Here is an 18,331-nt window from a genome sequence, read left to right as displayed (position 1 = left end):
TAATATCCTGATTTAGCGAAAGAATTAAGCCGGCAGTGCCGATCATTGTCGCATGTTTAGCTGGTCAGTTGAAGTCAAAGCCAGGTTTAAGGATAGATGCTGTAACGTTAAGTTGCGAAACTAGGGCCTGTTCCGAGGCATCGCCAGAAGGTAAAGCATGGCGAATATCAACGACCACCAATACACCGAGTCGTAACGCCAGGGATCAAAATCAATATGTAAGAAACCGCTAACAAACTCATAGCCGTTGGCAAAAACGTTAATTTGAATGGCAGCAATGGCTATCACAAAAAGCGTATAGGCAATGAGCAGAGGATATTTACGCAGCCTGTTGACCTTGAGTTTCCCCATCAACAGTAAGAATAAAACCGCAATAGATACAACAAAATAGTACAAGGCGGGCAGCATCGGCGGAGATAAGGACAACTCCAATTGTTGCGACATGCATCATTCTCCATATTTGTCAGAAACTCACCTGGTTCCTAATATCTTTCCATCTCATACGTAGGCATTGCAGTTTTCATGCCCTCTTGCCATTCTTTAACCTAATCCAGACAGGCATTTCTCACATCCTCTACCCACTCCATTTTCCGCTACATGCCCTGTTCAGATCCGCGCCGAAGATTTCTCGTAGTAAGAATATCATGGAGTTAGGGTGTACATATGCTCTAGAATAATTGATAGAACTTATTGAATTCAATAATATTTTAGAAATTGTAAGATAATTTTAATCATGCTAACGTGAATGCAAAATCACTGGAGAAAGTCTTATGAAACTCGCGGTATATAGCACAAAGCAGTACGACAAAAAGTATCTGCAACATGTTAACGAGGCTTACGGGTTTGAGCTTGAATTTTTCGACTTTCTGCTGTCCGAAAAAACCGCCAAAACGGCGCACGGCTGTGAAGGCGTCTGCATTTTTGTTAACGACGACGGCAGTCGTCCGGTGCTGGAAGAGTTGAAAAAACAGGGCGTGAAGTATATCGCCCTGCGCTGCGCGGGCTTTAATAACGTGGACCTCGACGCGGCGAAAGAGCTGGGTCTGAGGGTGGTGCGCGTCCCGGCGTACTCCCCGGAAGCGGTCGCGGAACATGCAATTGGCATGATGATGTCGCTCAACCGTCGTATTCACCGCGCTTATCAGCGCACCCGTGATGCAAACTTCTCTCTGGAAGGGCTGACCGGCTTTACCATGTACGGCAAAACCGCGGGCGTGATCGGCACCGGTAAAATTGGCGTCGCCGCCCTGCGCATTCTGAAAGGCTTCGGCATGCGTCTGCTGGCGTTCGATCCGTACCCGAGCGCCGCTGCGCTGGAGCTGGGCGTGGAATACGTCGACCTGCAGACCCTGTTCTCCCAGTCTGACGTGATCTCCCTGCACTGCCCGCTGACGCCGGAGAACTACCACCTGCTCAACCAGGCGGCGTTTGACCAGATGAAAGATGGCGTGATGATCATCAACACCAGCCGCGGCGGGCTCGTTGACTCTCAGGCCGCTATCGAAGCGCTGAAAACCCAGAAAATTGGCGCGCTGGGAATGGACGTGTACGAGAACGAACGCGATCTGTTCTTTGAAGACAAGTCGAATGATGTGATCCAGGACGACGTGTTCCGCCGCCTGTCAGCCTGCCATAACGTGCTGTTTACCGGACACCAGGCGTTTCTCACTGCCGAAGCGCTGATCAGCATTTCAGAAACCACGCTGGGTAATCTGCAGCAGCTGGAAAAGGGCGAAGCGTGCCCTAACGAACTGGCGTAAGCGTGACGCCGGGTCGCGGCTATGCCCCACCCGGCGTACTGTCTATTTCCCAGGTCCGGTGCGCAAAGCACCACCACAGCAGGACGGCCACCAGCGCAATCGCGCTCAGGACACTGAATGCCGTGGCAAATGAGTAATGACCGGCAATCGTGCCGGTTAACGCCGGGCTCATGGATGCCCCTACCCCCTGCATCAGCATCACCACACTCTGCCCCGCATTGACGTGCCCGCTCCCGCGCAACAGCACCACGATAAACGACGGCACCGCGACGCCCAGGATCCCTGCGGCGAGCCCGTCGAGAATTTGTACCGGGATCATCATGAGCGGCGCGTCCGTCGACGCCGCCAGCGCGGCGCGCACCGGCATCACCAGCAGCGCCAGCATAATTAAGCGCCAGTAGCCGTAGCGGTCTATTCGGTGGGCGACCCAGATGGCGACGGGGATCATCACGGCCTGAGAGATGATAACGGTGCCCGCCGCGTACAAACCGGGGTTGATCGAGGCGGGCGCGGCGGCCACCCTCATGCTCAGCATCGGCAACAGCGCGGCGTTCGCCAAGTGGAACAGCAGCAGCGTCAGTCCGGTCACAAACAGCGCCCGGTTTTTAATCAGCACGGCAAAGCCGGGAACCGGCAGGTTCGCTGAGGAAGAGAGCCCCCTCGCCGCGTCGTTATCGATATCCCGGTTGCGAATGGCAAGCAGCGCACAGAGCGTTAACAGCGTCGTACAGGTCATCAGCAGGAAAATCCCGCCGACGCCCCAGTACCACGCAATGCCGCCTGCAATCAGTGCGGTAACAAAGTTGCCGCCGTGATTGAACGCCTCATTTTTGCCCATCTGCGCGCTGAATCCGCTCTGACCGGTCAGCCCCAGGGTAATCCCGGCGATCAGCGGACCGACAAACGCCGCACAGATACCGGAGACAATTTGCGAAACGGCGACAACAGCGCTCTGCTGGCTAAACCAGAGCAGGAGCGTGCTAAGAGTGATGAGCAGGCACACCAGCGCCAGCACGGTCCGCTTGCTGCGTGAGGTGTCGGTGATGAATCCCGCCGGCAGCGTGGCCAGTAATCCCGCCAGCCCACCGGCCGTCATCAGGATGCCGATATCATCGGGAGCCCAGTGGCGTTCGGTCAGAAAAATACCGAGAAAAGGACCGAGGCCATCGCGGACATCCGCGATGAAAAAACTTGTCAGGCATAATGCCCGCAGCGAACGAAGAGACATACTTCCTGCCTTTGTCTGTTATCGCCTGTAAAAAAGGAAATGTAGTATAGCGGGTATTTTTTAAAATCAGATGACGTCTTAAAAAATATGCCTTGCGAACTTAAACAATTCATAACGGAGGCTGTTTTTTCGCTTTACTCATTATCGACCCTGACTATACTGGCAATAAATTTTCACAGGAGTCCTTCGTTGGAAAGTTATTTTATCGTTGATACGAAGGTAAGCTAGCGCGATTTCCTCGCTGCTTACCTGAAATGGTGGGCAGCAATCCTCTTTAAGCGATTGTATCCCGAAATAGTAAAACCACTCAATTTGTGGGGCATCGCATGTTCATGTTTACACATTCACTCTTTCCGCCACCGTCGTCCTGACACGTTTAGTATTTAAACGGCGTTATGATGTGCTTAGCAAAGCACTGACGCTTATTATTTAATAACGTTAACAGGCGACAGGCTGATGTTCCCTTATATCTCTCATCTGCTCGCAGCGATGCTGCTGGGCGCAATTATTGGCGCGGAAAGACAGTGGCGCCAGCGTATGGCCGGACTTCGTACCAATGCACTGGTTGCCACAGGTGCGGCAGTGTTCATTTTAAGTTCGGTATCGACTTCTCCTGATAGCCCGGGGCGTATCGCAGCGCAGATCGTCTCCGGAATCGGCTTTCTTGGCGCTGGCGTCATTATGCGTGAAGGAATGAATATTCGTGGTTTAAACACCGCCGCAACGCTGTGGTGCTCGGCCGGAATTGGCGTACTGTGCGGATTAGGCCAGTTCTGGAATGCCGCCATGGCCAGCCTAATTATTCTCTGCGCTAACATATTGCTTCGCGAAGCCGCGCAGCGAATTAATCAACTGCCCGTGCTCCATGAAGGCGAAAAATGCTATGTCCTTAAAATCATCTGCAATGATGAGCATGAAGATGCGGTGCGGCAGAGCGTCGTAAATATGGCGAAAGAGTTGACGTTAAGTCTGAAAGCGATTTATTCCGCTACGGCGCAAGCAGAAGGTAAAACCGAAATTCGGGCGGAGGTGATGACCCGGGAGGAATACCGAAAATTACTCGATCTGATTATGGGGAATATGGGCGGGAATAAAATTATCGCGTCCGTCAGCTGTCACGCAATATGAACAAGGTACCGGGCATTGCGCCCGGTTGAGGCTTTGGCGTTTTGCAGAAAACGGACCGTGACGCGGAGAGATTCATCCCCGAATGCCCCTGTTCGTTGTCACGCCACGTTAACGAGATCAGGGCTGGTTCGACTGTACGCCTATCACATAACCGAAATTTGTCCCCGTTATGACAGCTTGCTCTCTGTTTTCCTGAAATTAACGGTCTACCCTGAATTGTGTGAAAAACACTCAGGAGGGACAAATGTATAACTCAATTTTGGTTCCAATTGACATTTCGGAGGATAGCCTGACGCACATGGTTATCCCCTTCGTTCAGGCACATACAGCACTTAACACAGCTAAAGTTCACTTTCTTACCGTCATTCCATCGCTTCCGTATTATTCATCATTAGGTTTGGCCTATTCGGTTGAAATGCCGAAGCTGAAAGAGTTCCAGCACGCGGCCTTAGCGAAGCTGGATGAAATCGTTAAGCAATTCAAAATTCCTCCAGACAAGATACAGACTCACGCCGTGACGGGCTCTCCAAAGGATCAAATCCTTAAGCTCGCTGACACGATCGATGCCGACCTGATTATCATCGCTTCCCACAAACCTGACATATCTACGTATCTGTTGGGTTCGAACGCTGCGGCAGTGGTTCGGCATGCGAAATGCCCTGTCCTGGTCGTAAGATAGAAAGCGGCGTTTACGATCGTGGATACGAACGGAGAGCGGATAACAAAAACCGGGCGAGAAGCCCGGTTTTTCATTTACGCTTTCCTGAGTGAAAGCGCGATTTAGAGATTTACTCTGTTGGCGTTTAAATTTAAGTCCGTAATGGCGGCCGGTTTTCCAAGCAGGTAGCCCTGAACTTCATCACATTTATTTTTTTTCAGAAAAGACAGCTGTTCGACGGTCTCCACCCCTTCTGCGGTTACCGCCATGGAATAGGCTTTCCCCAGGTCGATAATTTTCTCCACGACTGACTGGTTCTGCGGCGAGTCACCGAGGGTAAAAATAAAGCTCTTGTCGAGCTTAAGCCCGTCAAACTGAAACTTCCGCAGATAGCTCAGTGAGGCATAGCCGGTACCGAAATCGTCAATCAGAATGCGGACGCCCATTCTTTTGAGAGACTTCATGGTCTGCAAGGTTTTTTCCGGGTCGGAAAGCGTAACGTTTTCAGTGACTTCAATTTCCAGCCGGTTGGGTTCAAGCCCCGTTTCGTGAAGGATCTCTTTTATTCTTTCGGCAAGCTCGCTTGCCTGGAATTCGATAGCAGAAATATTGACGGAGACCGATAATCCCGGCAATTTGTCTTTCGTCTCCGTACAGGCTTTGCGTATGACCCAGTTGCTCAGGCTAATAATCAGCCCGGTTTCTTCTGCCAGCGGGATAAACTGATCGGGCATTATGGTCCCCCGAGCCGGGTGCTGCCAGCGTACCAGCGCTTCGACGGCCTCAATTTTAGAATACCGGAGGTTATAACGCGGCTGGTAAACCAGGTAGAGCTGTTCTTCGCGAATCGCGGTCTTGAGTTCTAATTCCAGTTTCCTGCGTTCAGTCAACTTTTCCGACATATCCGGGCGATAATAGACCCATCGGTTTCTGCCGGATTGTTTCGCCTGATATAGCGCAATGTCCGCATAACGCAGAAGATCGTTTGCGCTGCTGCTATCCCGGGGAGCCAGCGCAATGCCCATGCTTACGCCTATCGCCACATCATTGCCCTCAATGGCGAAAGGACGGTTAAGTTCTTGCACGATACGACGACACACCTCCTCAATCTGGTCTTGCTGGCTGGTGTTGCCAAGGAGAAGCATAAATTCATCCCCTCCCTGCCGTGCGACAAAATCACCTCGACGAACGCAATTTTTAAGACGTGAAGCGACCTCGCCAAGCAGGGCATCGCCGGTGGAGTGCCCGAAAATATCATTGACGGGTTTAAACTTGTCTAAATCAAGGCAAATCATGGCAAAGGGATAATGGTTAAGGTCTTCTTTCGCTAACTTGCCAGCCAGAAATTCCTTAATATGATACCGGTTCGGCAGACCGGTTAATTCATCATGGCGTGACAGGAACTCCACGCGTTTTGTTGCTTCAACTTCCTGAGAAACGTCGGTTGCCGCGCCTCGCAACACCACCGTTCCATCAGGCTGAGCAGAAAATTTTGCCAGAAGCGTGCAATATGACGTGGTTTGTTGCGCGTGAGTATAAGGACAGTTTTTAAATTCAAAGCGTTCGGTTAAGTCCCGCTGCCCGGCGCAGTCATGTGATAATCCGCCTGTCGCCGGAAAGAGTTCATCCAACCTGCGGCCTATCCATTTGCTATTTTCATATCCCGTTATTGTAGAAAAACGACCCGATAGCCACGTTATCCTTAACGATAAATCTGTTTCCCAGAACCAGTCGCTGGTTGTTTCACTGACGTCCCGGAATCTTTTTTCACTCGTAATAAGATTCAACCGCGCCTGCTCAAGGAGAAACGTATTTTCGTCAAGCATTCTCGCCTTGTGCATAATATGGCGCATTAATATCACCGTCATCGATACCGTCAGAACGACGGAAAGAATGAGCAATGGCAAAAAATAAATTATTAACGCCTGGCCGGGATTTTCACCGTCCCAGATAATTTTCACATCTCCATTCTGTGTGCTTAAGGTAAATTCCGTCTGATTATTTATTTGAGAAGTGGCTGTATCAGGTGAAGTACGAACGTTCTGGATGCCGTCATCCTGCCCAATCGTGAGGAGTTTTTTAGCCGTTAACTTGTCTATAAACACCATTGTCGACGGTTTTCCGGGCATGGTTTGCACGCTCGTATCATCGCCCGTCGTTATCCATTGCGCAGAAACAATGGCCGGCACGGAATCGATAAGCGCTAGCACAGAAACCGGCACTCCCTTTTTTATACTCAACTCATGGAGTAAACGGTCTTTGGTTGATTTGTCTAACCAGCTCTCCAGCTCCTGCAGCTTCAGTTTCCCGTCAACGACGCTGTATCGCGTACTCCCTTCCGGAGAGAGAACAAACACCCCTTCGTAGCCAAAGTTGTCATACAGGGACTTACCCAGGTTCTGCTTATCCCACGCCCAGTGAACGTCATTGTTCAGATGAAGATGTTTGTAGGCATCTCCCCACTCGGCATTATCTTTCAAATGACTTCGCATGCTCTCCTGGCGGGTCTCCAGGGCTTTCCTTAACAAAAATTCATCGTGCGTGTCGCTGATTTCATTCACATTATCTTTTATTATTAGCAGGGAAATTATTGCCGCAATAAAAATACTTATTAACAACGTTACAATATAGGTAAAGGTTTTATTTATCAGGCCTTTAGAAGGCTCGGTGTCCGTGAAGCCCGGATTGTTCAGAGGTAGGGTCATCTTTCGCCTTCTTAACTGCTACTACGTCGATTTTTATGCCACTTTCATTTATCGGCACAAAATAACAAAAATTTATAGCTAAAAACCTGAGGCTAAAGAATATTTAATTTCTCCAATTCAGATCAAATTATTAATCATTAACTGATTTACAGCTTAAAGGTTGTTAATAAGATATATTGCCTGGTGTAATTTTTAACTCAGCGTTTATCTTTAAAAAAGAATGTACATACTCCATAAGTATAACTATTTTACCGGGCTCGCTGTCACTCCGTTATATTGAGACCTGATATCAGGTCTCAGTTTTATTCATCCCGCTTCGGCGAGGCTGCGGGGGCGGCATACCAGTTTTCTTTCGCCACCATTACGCTTTCTTCAGGCTGCATGACAAAGTTTGGCGACATGATCTGGACATTGAATTCGTTGAACACATCCTGAATGTGAGTGAAGAGCTCATTTCGCGCGACGGCTAGCGACGTATCAGGTCTCAGCGTGACCTGCAGTTCATAGGCTATGTACCAGTCCATCAGCGCCAGCTGCCGCACCAGGGGCGGAATCTTAAGGTCAACGCACTGAGTCCGCTTCGCGGCCAGCTCAAGCATGGCATGGACCTGCCGCCAGGGTGTATCGTACCCGATGGTGACGCTTACGGTTAGGTTGATGCTGCCATCGTTATTTTGCGCGCTGAGGTTCGTTATCTTGCCACTCACCACAACGGCATTGGGTACGGTAACGATATAGTTTTCTCGCGTAATAATTTTGGTGGCGAGCATACCAATTTCACTCACCTTACCTTCGTTATCCGCGATTCGTATCACATCGCCTTTGCGCAGCGCGCGCGAGTAAATCAGCACCAGACCACTCATGGCATGATTCATCACGCCTGCCGATCCCAGGGTCAGCATCAGACCAAAAAATACGCTTATGCCTTTAAAGGCCAGCGAGTTTGCACCCGGTAAAAAGGGATAGGCCGCAGAGAGCGCGAACAACCACACCATCACGGAAATAAGTTTTCGCGTCGCGCCGACGGTTTCCGGATGAAGGCCCGGTAACTGTAGACGCCCGGCCTCAACCTGATTGAGGATCACTTTTAGAAGTTTAAGGATTAATGCGGTAATGAAGAAAATGATAAGAACAATCGACAATCCTGGTAATGCGGACGCCATCGCTAAGGCAATCTGTCGTATGACATGCCACGACCAGTCACCTAATGATGTTGCCCAGACGCGCGTCCAGGGGAAAAGGCTAAAGGCCCAGCTAAGCCAACCATAAAAAGCTAAAATCACCACAAAACACATCAGCAAGCCATAAAGACGGGCTTCAATGACGCCTGTAAATCGCCGCCAGTTTTGAGGTATCCAGCTTCGTTTCTCTGCTACCCTGCGGCGATAATATCCTCTCACCCATTTCCAGGAACGCAACGCAACATAACTCAGCATCAACCATGTCAGGAAACCGGCCGCGGTCTTCGCAGCGGAAAGCGCAAGCCACTGCGTATCATATTGGTCGCGAAGCGAGATGCGCTGCGCTTCCATTCGCGCCAGGACACGTTGCGCTGCCTGGTCTAAGGTCAGATCGTCCCCTTCGTCCAGATCCGATTCGGTCAGCAGCATGACCGGCTTAGCGTTCATTACGAACAGTCTGCCTTGCTGGTTGTAGCGCGTGACAGGAATGATTGTCAGCGGTTCACGAACATCTTCCTGCGTGAAATTTCGCAAGGTATCCCGAATGCGTAATACGCGTTCTTCTGGCGTGGTGAAACCGAACTTCGCCTGCAGCATAACGATGGGCTGGTGGAAAATATAAACCGTCCGCGCACGTTCTTGTTCCGTAGGTTCGAGCCGGGGTTCAGCCGATATGGCACTGAATGAGAGAAAGAAGACCGAGACGATTAAAGAGCTTATCAGAGATAGCACTACTTTGTTCATGTCTACCATCCAGAGCAGTCACGCCATCGTTTAATACCGGGCTTCACGCCCGGTTCTGTTTTCTGCCCAAAGGGCTCTATTCGCTCAACCCGCGATTTTCCAGCATCGGTTCAATCTTCGGATCATGCCCGCGCCACTGCCGATACAGTTCAGCCAGATCCGTGCTGTTACCACGAGACAAAATCGCCTCGCGGAATTTTTGTCCGTTTTCACGAGTCAGACCGCCCTGTTCGACAAACCACTGATAGCCATCGTCCGCCAGCATTTGCGTCCACAGGTAGGCGTAATATCCCGCCGCGTAGCCGCCGCCGAAAATATGGGCAAAATAGCTGCTGCGATAGCGCGGCGGTACGGCGGGCAGATCCAGCCCCTCTTTTTTCAGTGCTGCCGCTTCAAACGCGTCTACGCTCGAAACGGCTTCGCTGATTCCGTGCCAGTTCATGTCCAGCAGCGCGGCAGCCAGCAGCTCCGTCATGTCATAACCCTTGTTGAAATGGGTCGCGTTGAGCATGCTTTCCCGCAGCGCGTCCGGCATCGGTTCACCGGTTTCGTAATGGCGGGCGTAGTGGGTAAATACCTGTGGATGGCTGGCCCAATGTTCGTTGATCTGCGACGGGAATTCAACGAAATCACGCGGCGTATTGGTCCCGGAGAGCGTGGCGAAACGCTGGCTGGCAAACAGACCGTGCAGCGTATGGCCAAACTCGTGGAACAGGGTGATCACGTCATCCCAGGAGAGAAGCGCGACGCCGCCGTTAGCCGGTTTTTGGTAATTACAGACATTGTAGATCACCGGACGGGCAGCAAGCTCGAAGGATTGCTCGACGAAATTCCCCATCCAGGCCCCGCCCTGCTTGGAATCGCGGGCAAAAAAGTCGCCGTAAAACAGCGCCATGCCCTCACCGGTGTGGTCGAAAATTTCCCAGACGCGGACGTCCGGGTGATACACCGGAATATCGAAGCGCTCCACAAAGCGGATGCCAAACAGCTGGCTTGCGGCCCAGAATACGCCATCGTGCAATACGGTATTGAGCGCAAAATAGGGTTTGATTTGCGATTCATCGAGGGCATATTTTGCCTGACGCACGCGCTCGGCGTAAAAGGCCCAGTCCCAGGCCTGTACGGTGAAACCGCCCTGCTCGTCATCAATCACTTTCTGAATATCGGCCTGCTCGCGCTCTGCCCGGGCGCGGGCGGCGGGCACAATGCCGCGCATAAATTCCAGCGCGGCGTCCGGGGTTTTCGCCATCTGGTCGGCGATACTCCAGCTGGCGTAATCGTCAAAGCCCAGCAGGCGGGCCTGCCGGGCGCGCAGCGCCGTAAGGCGGAGGATCAGCTCGCGAGTGTCGTTTTCATCCCCTTTCTGGGTGCGCGTCCAGCCTGCGTTGAACAGGTTTTCGCGGGTCTGACGATTGCGCAGCGCGGAAAGCGCGGGCTGCTGAGTCGTGTTCAGAAGCGGGATCAGCCAGCGGTCGTTTAACCCTCGCTCCGCGGCAGCCTGCGCCGCGTCGGCAATCTCACTGGCGCTGAGCCCATCAAGCTGGTGCGCGTAATCCACCACCAGCCCACCCGTCTTATCGGCAGCCAGCAGACGCTGATTGAACTGGCTGGTCAGGGTCGCCGCCTCGGTATTCAGCGCTTTCAGCTCGGCTTTTTCCGTTTCATTGAGACGCGCACCGGCGAGAATAAACCGCTGATACGTCTCCTCGACCAGCCGGCGGGATTCGGCGTCCAGCGCGGCACGGTCCTGCCAGACGCTCTCCACGCGGGCGAAAAGGGTGTCATTCAGCCAGATGTCGTTTGCCAGCGCGGCAAGCTCGGTGGAGAACTGCTCCTCAAGCTCCTGCAGGTACGCATTGGTGTGCGCGGAGGTCATAGCGAAGAACACGCTGCTGACGCGCGAGAGCATGGTGCCGCTTTTCTCCAGCGCCAGCACGGTGTTGGTGAAGTCCGGCGCAGCGGTTTGGGACACAATGGCGTCTACGTCCGCCCGCTTCTGGCGAAGCGCTTCATCAAAGGCCGGGCGATAGTGGCTATCGTTGATTTCATCAAAATGGGGGGCCTGGTAAGGCAGCAGGCTGATGTCAAAAAAGGGATTCGTGGCCGTCATCTTTCGCTCCTGAGTACGGGTATCCTCCCAGAGTAGGCCAGGCCGCCATCCCCTGCAACGCCGTCATACAAATGTTGCCTTAACGCACCCTCTGCGGCCGTGCTATGTTAGTACAACACAAAAAGCGTTGAGGAACAGTGAGATGATTATTTTAGTTACCGGGGCAACGGCAGGTTTTGGTGAAAGCATCACGCGTCGCTTCGTCGCCAACGGGCACAAGGTTATTGCCACGGGCCGTCGTCAGGAGCGCCTGCAGGAGCTGAAGGACGAATTAGGCGACAGCATCCTGACCGCGCAGCTGGACGTGCGTAACCGCGCGGCCATTGAAGAGATGATTGCCAACCTGCCCGCCGAGTGGCGCGCCATCGACGTGCTGGTTAACAATGCCGGTCTGGCGCTGGGCATGGAGCCCGCCCACAAAGCCAGCGTTGAAGACTGGGAAAACATGATCGACACCAACAACAAAGGGCTGGTCTATATGACCCGCGCGGTGCTGCCTGGCATGGTCGAGCGCAACCGCGGCCACATTATCAACATTGGCTCCACCGCCGGAAGCTGGCCTTACGCGGGCGGCAACGTCTATGGCGCAACGAAGGCGTTTGTGCGCCAGTTCAGCCTTAACCTGCGTACCGATCTGCACGGCACCGCCATTCGCGTTACCGATATCGAGCCGGGCCTGGTGGGTGGCACCGAGTTTTCCAACGTGCGTTTCAAAGGCGATGACGCGAAAGCGGGCAAAACCTACGAAAATGCGAACGCGCTGACGCCGGAAGATGTGACCGAAACGGTCTGGTGGGTGGCAACGCTGCCGAAACACGTCAACATCAATACCGTAGAAATGATGCCCGTCAGCCAGAGTTTTGCCGGACTTAGCGTTCATCGTGGCTAAATCTGCCCTTCCCGGCCTGCGGGCCGGGTCTGTTTCGGGTTCTAAAAGAATGGTAGTATGTTCAGGCTAACTCTCTGAGAAATGACAACTCATGGCCGCTGAATCGCAACTCAATCCCACCCAGCCCGTTAACCAGCAAATCTATCGCATTTTGCGACGTGATATTGTCCATTGCCTGATCCCACCGGGAACGCCGCTTTCTGAAAAAGAGGTGTCTGTGCGTTTTGACGTTTCCCGTCAGCCGGTACGTGAAGCGTTTATTAAGCTTGCTGAAAACGGACTGATTCAGATCCGCCCGCAGCGCGGCAGCTACGTGAACAAAATTTCACTCTCTCAGGTACGCAACGGCTGTTTCGTTCGCCAGGCCATTGAATGCGCGGTGGCGCGCCGCGCCGCAACGCTTATCAACGACAACCAGTGTTACCAGCTGGAGCAGAACCTGCACCAGCAGCGTATTGCGATTGACCGTAAGCAGCTCAATGATTTCTTCCAGCTTGACGATGAATTCCACCAGAAGCTGGCGCAGATCGCGGATTGTCAGCTGGCCTGGGACACCATCGAGAACATCAAGGCCACCATTGACCGCGTGCGCTATATGAGCCTCGATCACGTCTCCCCGCCGGAAATGCTGCTCCGACAGCATCATGATATTTTCAGCGCGCTGGAAAAACGCGACCCGGACGGTGTGGAAAAAGCGATGACGCTGCATCTGCAGGAGATCAGCGAATCCGTGCAGCTTATTCGTCAGGAAAATAGCGAGTGGTTTAGCGAAGAGTAATATTCGCCGCCCCTTTCGGGCGCGGCGGCGTGATTAGCGAACGACTAACACCGGGATCGTGGCATAGCGCAGAATAGATTCCGCGTTTGACCCCAGCAGATGGGTGGAGATGCTCGGATTTTTCGACCCGATGACAATCGCATCATATTCCCCCTCCTTGCTCAGCCTGATAATTTCATCGCGGACGTTGCCAAAACGCACCATGCTGTGAATATTCTCCGGGGCGATATCGAACAGTCTTTTTAACTCGTTCATTTTCTTGCCGGACTCTGCGGTCATATACTCTTCAAACTTTTTAATATCGGCGTTGAACCCGCGCAGCAGAGACCGGCTGCTGGCTGGCAGTATATTGACCAGGGTAATCGACGCGCCCTCTGCCTTCGCCAGGTTTGCCGCGTGGCGAACCGCTTTGTCGCTCAAATCCATTTCAAAGACGTCTACAGGCATCAAAATGTTCTTATACATAAGCCTGACTCCTTATTCCGATGAAGGGTTATTTCCTGCACCCAGAATGACATCAGGAATATAAACCAACCCTCAACGCTTCCCTGTCGAAACTATCAGTTAATGAAAATAACGGTCTGCTTTGTAAATAACTGTCCTGAAGCGTCAGCGCCCGACGCAATAAAGAAAAAAGTGTGAGTTTGATCAAAAACAAAAACATGGAGCGCGGACAGGCGTATTTATATGCCCCGTGAACGGCAAACCTGAAATAGCGCCGTAACGAACGGGTTAGAGAGGAGAAAATACTATGATGACATACGACCGTAACCGCAATGCAATCACCACCGGCAGCCGCGTCATGATTAGCGGCACGGGCAAAACGGGCGTGATTAAGGCGATCCACAGCGACGGACTGGATGCCGCGCAGGTGCGCCGCAGCAAAACGGTTGAAGTGGAAGGATGCGAAGGTAAGTTCGAGCCGATTGAGCTGATTCGCCTGGGTATGCACTAAACGGTGCGCAGACATGCCGCCGCGCACGGCGGCATGTGCTGAACTACCGTTGGGACATGTACTGCGCCACGGTCGCTTTCGCGCCCTTTTGCAGCAGCGTCCGGTACGCGTGCATCACCGCAGCAACAAAAAGCGGCTCCTGCGGTAGCTCTTTACCAAAGATAGCCTCAATGCCGAGCAGCGCGTTAACCCGGCTTTCCCCTTCCGCACTTCCCTTCACCGCCGCCTGAATCACCGCCAGCTGCGGATCGCTCACGTCAATGGCGTTACCCTGCTCATCCACGCCGCCAACATAACGCATCCACCCTGCCACGCCCAGCGCCAGCAGTGGGAAAGGTTTCTGGTGCACCAGGTGCCAGCGCACGGAGTCCAGCATACGCTGCGGGAGCTTCTGGCTGCCGTCCATCGCGATTTGCCATGTCCGATGGCGCAGGGCCGGGTTGCTGTAGCGGGCAATCAGGAGATCGGCATAGCGGCCTAAATCAACGCCCTTCACTTTCAGCGTGGGCGCCTGCTCGTTAAGCATCAGCGCGCGCGCGGCGAGGCGGTAGTTCTCATCTTCCATACAGTCGTTGATATGCGGGTAACCGGCCAGATAGCCCAGGTACGCCAGGAACGAGTGGCTGCCGTTGAGCATGCGCAGCTTCATCTCTTCAAACGGGATCACGTCTGACACCAGCTCGGCACCGGCCTTTTCCCACTCGGGACGTCCTGCCACAAAGTTATCTTCGATCACCCACTGGCGGAACGGTTCACAGGCGACCGCCGCCGGGTCACGCACGCCGGTCAGCTGTTCGATTTTATCCAGCGTATCGGGCGTGACCGCCGGCACGATACGATCCACCATGGTTGACGGGAAGGTGACGTTAGCCTCGATCCAGTCCGCCAGCTCGCCGTCTACGGCCCGGGCGTAAGCGCAGGTCACATTGCGCATCACGTGGCCGTTCTCCGGCATGTTGTCGCAGGACATCACGCTAAACGCGGGCAGACCCGCCGCTTTGCGACGCGCCAGCGCTTCCACCACTACGCCCGGCGCGGATTTCGGCTGGTGCGGGTTTTGCAGGTCGGCGACGATAAACGGGTGATCGAGCATCAGTTGTCCGGTCGCCGGTGAATGGCAGTACCCTTTCTCGGTGATGGTCAGCGAGACAATCGCCACCTGCGGTTCGCACATCGCCGCCAGAACGCTTTCCAGCCCGTCAACCTGCGCATGCAGCGCTTTTTTAACCACGCCAACCACGCGGGATGTCCATGCGTCGGCAGACATCTCCGCCACGGTGTAGAGGTTATCCTGCGCCTTCAGATCGGCGATCTGCTGCTCGCCGCCAATCAGGTTAACCTCACAGTAGCCCCAGTCGCTGCCGTGCCCGGCAGCGAGAATGTCGGCGTACACCGCCTGGTGCGCCCGGTGAAAGGCGCCAAAACCCAGATGAACAATGCGTGGTTGAAGGCTGTCGCGATCGTACTGAGGCAGCGTCGCGTTGGCCTGTAATAAGGTGTTTTCCATGATTAAGACTCGTTAATTAGAAAGTCCTGGACCGCTGCCGCTCCTCTGAAGCGGCGGCGCCTGCTGACTACACCAACTAGAATGGCAGTTGGGGTAAAAAAATAACTGCCATCAACCATACTGATACTGCCGTTTGAGTTTTTGATTTATATTAACTTTTGCTCATGTGGTGTGACATAAAGATAAAGTTATGTGACAGGTCACGTAAGTTATAAACCATTAGCGTCGCGAGGAGACCGCGCCGTAACCCACGCTCTCTTCTGGCGCGGATTCCGCTGCGTCTTGCGCCGCGCTCAAATCACGGTCGCGCACTTCCGGCATCAGGATCGCCGAGACCAGCCCAATCACGGAATAGGCCACCAGCATGGCGACAATCGGCCACCAGGAGCCGGTCATATTGCAGAAGATCCCCGCCAGTACCGGACCAAAGCCTACCGCCACCAGACCGCCCGCCTCTTTCGAGATAGCCATACGGGTAAAGCGATTTCGCGAGCCAAACATCTCCGCCATGGTGATATTTTCCAGCGCAAACAGCCCCAGCACGGCGAAGTTATGGATAACGATGATAGAGAGCATGATTGTCCCCGGCGCATAGCTCTTATCGACGATAATCGATAGCATCGGGTACGCGAGAACAATGGCGGAGATATTGAGGATAATGTACGGCAGACGGCGTCCCACTTTATCGGAAAGCCAGCCCAGCAGCGGAATGGAGATAAACCCGAGTATAGAGCTTATCATCAGCGCGTCAGTAGGGATGGCTTTATCGAACAGCAGCGTCTGGACCAGATACCCCGCCAGGAACGTCTGGATCAGACCCGAGTTGCCCGCCTGACCAAAACGCAGGCCGGTCGCCAGCCAGAAGGATTTACTTTTCACCATGGAGCCCAGCGATGTGTCCGGCTGCACGGTTTGTGCGTCGTTCACTTTCTCAAAGACCGGGCTCTCTTTCAGGTTCATACGCAGCCAGATGGCGAAGATCATCACCACGACGCTGGCGAGGAACGGCACGCGCCAGCCCCAGGCAATCAGCTCGTCACGATCGAGGGCAAAAAACATCACCGCCCAGATCGCCGTGGCGCTCAGCGTTCCGCAGTTAGTCCCCATCGCCACCAGCGAGGAGATGATGCCGCGTTTGCCTTTCGGCGCGTACTCCGCCAGCATGGTCCCGGCTCCGGAAATCTCCGCCCCGGCCCCGAGCCCCTGAATAATGCGCAGCGTCACCAGCAGAATCGGGGCAAAAATCCCGATCTGCGCATAGGTTGGCAGGACGCCAATCAGCGTGGTGCAGATCCCCATCATGGTGATAGTGATAAACAGCACCTTCTTACGACCAATGCTGTCGCCCATTCTGCCGAAGATAAAGGCGCCGACAATACGTGCTATGTAGCCTGCGCCGTAGGTCCCCATCGCGAGGATCAGCGCCATCGCGGCTGACTGTTCCGGGAAGAAGATCTCATGAAAGACCAGGGCGGCCCCCAGCGAGTAAAGCTGAAAGTCCATAAACTCCAGGGCGGTACCCAGCCAGCCGGAAACGGCGGCTTTCACCAGATCGGAGGTGGTTCTTTGAGGTTGTGCTTGCGTCATAATGGCTATCTCTGAAGGGTAAGATGCGTACCACATAGAGCCTGTCTGCGCAGGCTCTTAACCGCGTAAAGGATTATTGCCCGAACGTGAGCAAGACTTTGCAGCACTGCCGCTGGTCTTTCTCAAACAGTTCAATGGCGTCTGTTACATGGTGATAGTCAAAGGTATGAGTGATCAGTTTTTCCGGGTCGATCAGCCCTTTTTTCAGCCAGTCGATGACGACCGGGAATTTGTTGGCATTGAGGCGCGAGGAGAAGATCGCCAGCTCTTTGCCGGTGATGCCCTGCTGGACAATCTGGCTCGGCTCGCTGGAGAAGCCCATCAGCACGATACGCGCCGCCGGAGAGGCCAGGGTAATCGCCTCCTGTAATATCGACGGATGACAGGCGGCATCAATGATTAACGTCGGTTTGATCCCCCTTTCGTCCAGCGCGGCCTGCAGCGACTGCTCGCCGTTATTCAACACCCAGTCCGCGCCGCTGCGCTGGGCCATTTTCAGGCGTTCGTCGATGCGGTCAACCACGATAACCTGCTTCACCTTATAGACGCCCTTTAGCGCCTGCACGGTGACCAGCCCCATCGGCCCTGCGCCGTAAATCAGCGCGACGTCCTGCTCGGTGGGACTGGCCTGCCCCGTCACGTTGGCGGCGATGGTGAAAGGTTCCACCATAACGGCGTGTTTATCCGGAATGTCATCGGGGATAGGCCAGGCATTTTTAGCGGGTACCGCCGCGTATTCACTGAAGCCCCCGTCGCGGTGTACGCCCAGCACCACCAGCGAGGTGCAGACGTTAGGCTTTCCGACGGAACACGGGTAGCAATGTCCGCAGCTGATCACCGGATCGACCGAGACGCGCTGGCCCAGACGGTCGCTGTCTACGCCCTCGCCTACGGCGTCAATCACGCCAAAGAACTCGTGGCCGATCGCGCGTGGATATTTCGCAAACGGGTTATGGCCGCGATAGATGTGGCTGTCCGAGCCGCAGATCCCCGCCAGCGTGATTTTGACGCGAACTTCACCCGGGCCTGGCTGCGGAAGTGGCCGCTCTTCAATCACCAGTTCGTTCGGCTGTTGAATCACTACGCTTTTCATCGTTCGCT

The 18,331-nt window shown here is 53.9% G+C and carries 15 protein-coding genes; 6 read left to right on the top strand and 9 right to left on the bottom strand.

The window, feature by feature from the left end; translation table 11 throughout:
- Window positions 1-120: 120 nt before the first annotated feature.
- Window positions 121-444, bottom strand: a complete 324-nt coding sequence (locus tag NI40_RS10385; protein ID WP_039262655.1) for a hypothetical protein — start codon at window positions 442-444, stop codon at window positions 121-123.
- A gap of 326 nt (window positions 445-770) precedes the next feature.
- Between NI40_RS10385 and NI40_RS10380 the strand changes: the two genes are divergently transcribed.
- Entirely contained in the window at window positions 771-1,760 is a 990-nt protein-coding gene (locus NI40_RS10380; RefSeq protein ID WP_033145411.1) for a 2-hydroxyacid dehydrogenase, read from the top strand.
- A gap of 19 nt (window positions 1,761-1,779) precedes the next feature.
- On the opposite strand, the gene NI40_RS10375 is transcribed toward NI40_RS10380, so the two are convergent.
- On the bottom strand, window positions 1,780-2,988 hold the full coding sequence (locus NI40_RS10375) for an MFS transporter (protein ID WP_039262657.1): 1,209 nt from the start codon (window positions 2,986-2,988) through the stop codon (window positions 1,780-1,782).
- Window positions 2,989-3,444: 456 nt separating this feature from the next.
- Between NI40_RS10375 and NI40_RS10370 the strand changes: the two genes are divergently transcribed.
- Together NI40_RS10370 and uspF are read left to right on the top strand one after the other, a co-directional pair.
- On the top strand, window positions 3,445-4,116 hold the full coding sequence (locus tag NI40_RS10370) for an MgtC family protein (protein ID WP_039262658.1): 672 nt from the start codon (window positions 3,445-3,447) through the stop codon (window positions 4,114-4,116).
- 244 nt (window positions 4,117-4,360) lie between these two features.
- Entirely contained in the window at window positions 4,361-4,795 is a 435-nt protein-coding gene (uspF, locus tag NI40_RS10365; RefSeq protein ID WP_023292544.1) for a universal stress protein UspF, read from the top strand.
- 101 nt (window positions 4,796-4,896) lie between these two features.
- Here uspF and NI40_RS10360 read toward each other — a convergent pair whose 3' ends face one another.
- The 3 genes from NI40_RS10360 to dcp form a co-directional block, all read right to left on the bottom strand.
- On the bottom strand, window positions 4,897-7,479 hold the full coding sequence (locus tag NI40_RS10360; RefSeq protein ID WP_039262661.1) for a bifunctional diguanylate cyclase/phosphodiesterase: 2,583 nt from the start codon (window positions 7,477-7,479) through the stop codon (window positions 4,897-4,899).
- 302 nt (window positions 7,480-7,781) lie between these two features.
- Window positions 7,782-9,404, bottom strand: a complete 1,623-nt coding sequence (locus NI40_RS10355; protein WP_039262663.1) for a mechanosensitive ion channel family protein — start codon at window positions 9,402-9,404, stop codon at window positions 7,782-7,784.
- A gap of 76 nt (window positions 9,405-9,480) precedes the next feature.
- A complete protein-coding gene (gene dcp, locus NI40_RS10350) occupies window positions 9,481-11,514 on the bottom strand; it encodes a peptidyl-dipeptidase Dcp (RefSeq protein WP_039262664.1) in 2,034 nt (677 codons plus the stop codon).
- A gap of 142 nt (window positions 11,515-11,656) precedes the next feature.
- Here dcp and ydfG point away from each other — a divergent pair, with 142 nt between their 5' ends.
- Window positions 11,657-12,403, top strand: a complete 747-nt coding sequence (gene ydfG, locus NI40_RS10345) for a bifunctional NADP-dependent 3-hydroxy acid dehydrogenase/3-hydroxypropionate dehydrogenase YdfG (protein WP_023311558.1) — start codon at window positions 11,657-11,659, stop codon at window positions 12,401-12,403.
- A 91-nt stretch (window positions 12,404-12,494) separates the two neighbouring features.
- Window positions 12,495-13,181: a GntR family transcriptional regulator gene (locus tag NI40_RS10340; RefSeq protein ID WP_023311557.1), complete on the top strand. Its 687-nt coding sequence runs from the start codon at window positions 12,495-12,497 to the stop codon at window positions 13,179-13,181.
- 33 nt (window positions 13,182-13,214) lie between these two features.
- On the opposite strand, the gene NI40_RS10335 is transcribed toward NI40_RS10340, so the two are convergent.
- Window positions 13,215-13,646: a universal stress protein gene (locus NI40_RS10335; protein ID WP_039262666.1), complete on the bottom strand. Its 432-nt coding sequence runs from the start codon at window positions 13,644-13,646 to the stop codon at window positions 13,215-13,217.
- A gap of 286 nt (window positions 13,647-13,932) precedes the next feature.
- Here NI40_RS10335 and ydfZ point away from each other — a divergent pair, with 286 nt between their 5' ends.
- Window positions 13,933-14,136, top strand: coding sequence for a putative selenium delivery protein YdfZ (gene ydfZ, locus NI40_RS10330; protein WP_014883679.1), 204 nt, complete (start codon window positions 13,933-13,935; stop codon window positions 14,134-14,136).
- A 43-nt stretch (window positions 14,137-14,179) separates the two neighbouring features.
- On the opposite strand, the gene NI40_RS10325 is transcribed toward ydfZ, so the two are convergent.
- The 3 genes from NI40_RS10325 to NI40_RS10315 all read right to left on the bottom strand — a co-directional run bounded on the left by NI40_RS10325 (window position 14,180) and on the right by NI40_RS10315 (window position 18,323).
- Window positions 14,180-15,643, bottom strand: a complete 1,464-nt coding sequence (locus NI40_RS10325; RefSeq protein ID WP_039262667.1) for a mannitol dehydrogenase family protein — start codon at window positions 15,641-15,643, stop codon at window positions 14,180-14,182.
- Between the two features lie 219 nt (window positions 15,644-15,862).
- Entirely contained in the window at window positions 15,863-17,230 is a 1,368-nt protein-coding gene (locus NI40_RS10320) for an MFS transporter (protein ID WP_039262668.1), read from the bottom strand.
- Between the two features lie 73 nt (window positions 17,231-17,303).
- Complete coding sequence (locus NI40_RS10315; protein WP_039262669.1) at window positions 17,304-18,323, bottom strand: Zn-dependent oxidoreductase; 1,020 nt, start codon at window positions 18,321-18,323, stop codon at window positions 17,304-17,306.
- Window positions 18,324-18,331 lie beyond the last annotated feature (8 nt).

Source organism: Enterobacter sp. E20, assembly GCF_000801755.2.
GTDB classification, from domain to species: domain Bacteria; phylum Pseudomonadota; class Gammaproteobacteria; order Enterobacterales; family Enterobacteriaceae; genus Enterobacter; species Enterobacter asburiae_B.
The sequence above is the reverse complement of the archived record's forward strand: the minus strand, read 5'-3'. Positions and strand labels throughout refer to the sequence as shown.

Bases quoted from the DNA above. Each gene is read 5' to 3' on its own strand.
- NI40_RS10375 (WP_039262657.1), bottom strand. From the start codon at position 2,988: ATGTCTCTTCGTTCGCTGCGGGCATTATGCCTGACAAGTTTTTTCATC.
- NI40_RS10325 (WP_039262667.1), bottom strand. From the start codon at position 15,643: ATGGAAAACACCTTATTACAGGCCAACGCGACGCTGCCTCAGTACGAT.
- dcp (WP_039262664.1), bottom strand. From the start codon at position 11,514: ATGACGGCCACGAATCCCTTTTTTGACATCAGCCTGCTGCCTTACCAG.
- ydfG (WP_023311558.1), top strand. From the start codon at position 11,657: ATGATTATTTTAGTTACCGGGGCAACGGCAGGTTTTGGTGAAAGCATC.
- NI40_RS10355 (WP_039262663.1), bottom strand. From the start codon at position 9,404: ATGAACAAAGTAGTGCTATCTCTGATAAGCTCTTTAATCGTCTCGGTC.
- NI40_RS10385 (WP_039262655.1), bottom strand. From the start codon at position 444: ATGTCGCAACAATTGGAGTTGTCCTTATCTCCGCCGATGCTGCCCGCC.
- NI40_RS10340 (WP_023311557.1), top strand. From the start codon at position 12,495: ATGGCCGCTGAATCGCAACTCAATCCCACCCAGCCCGTTAACCAGCAA.
- NI40_RS10335 (WP_039262666.1), bottom strand. From the start codon at position 13,646: ATGTATAAGAACATTTTGATGCCTGTAGACGTCTTTGAAATGGATTTG.
- ydfZ (WP_014883679.1), top strand. From the start codon at position 13,933: ATGATGACATACGACCGTAACCGCAATGCAATCACCACCGGCAGCCGC.
- NI40_RS10380 (WP_033145411.1), top strand. From the start codon at position 771: ATGAAACTCGCGGTATATAGCACAAAGCAGTACGACAAAAAGTATCTG.
- uspF (WP_023292544.1), top strand. From the start codon at position 4,361: ATGTATAACTCAATTTTGGTTCCAATTGACATTTCGGAGGATAGCCTG.
- NI40_RS10360 (WP_039262661.1), bottom strand. From the start codon at position 7,479: ATGACCCTACCTCTGAACAATCCGGGCTTCACGGACACCGAGCCTTCT.
- NI40_RS10320 (WP_039262668.1), bottom strand. From the start codon at position 17,230: ATGACGCAAGCACAACCTCAAAGAACCACCTCCGATCTGGTGAAAGCC.
- NI40_RS10315 (WP_039262669.1), bottom strand. From the start codon at position 18,323: ATGAAAAGCGTAGTGATTCAACAGCCGAACGAACTGGTGATTGAAGAG.
- NI40_RS10370 (WP_039262658.1), top strand. From the start codon at position 3,445: ATGTTCCCTTATATCTCTCATCTGCTCGCAGCGATGCTGCTGGGCGCA.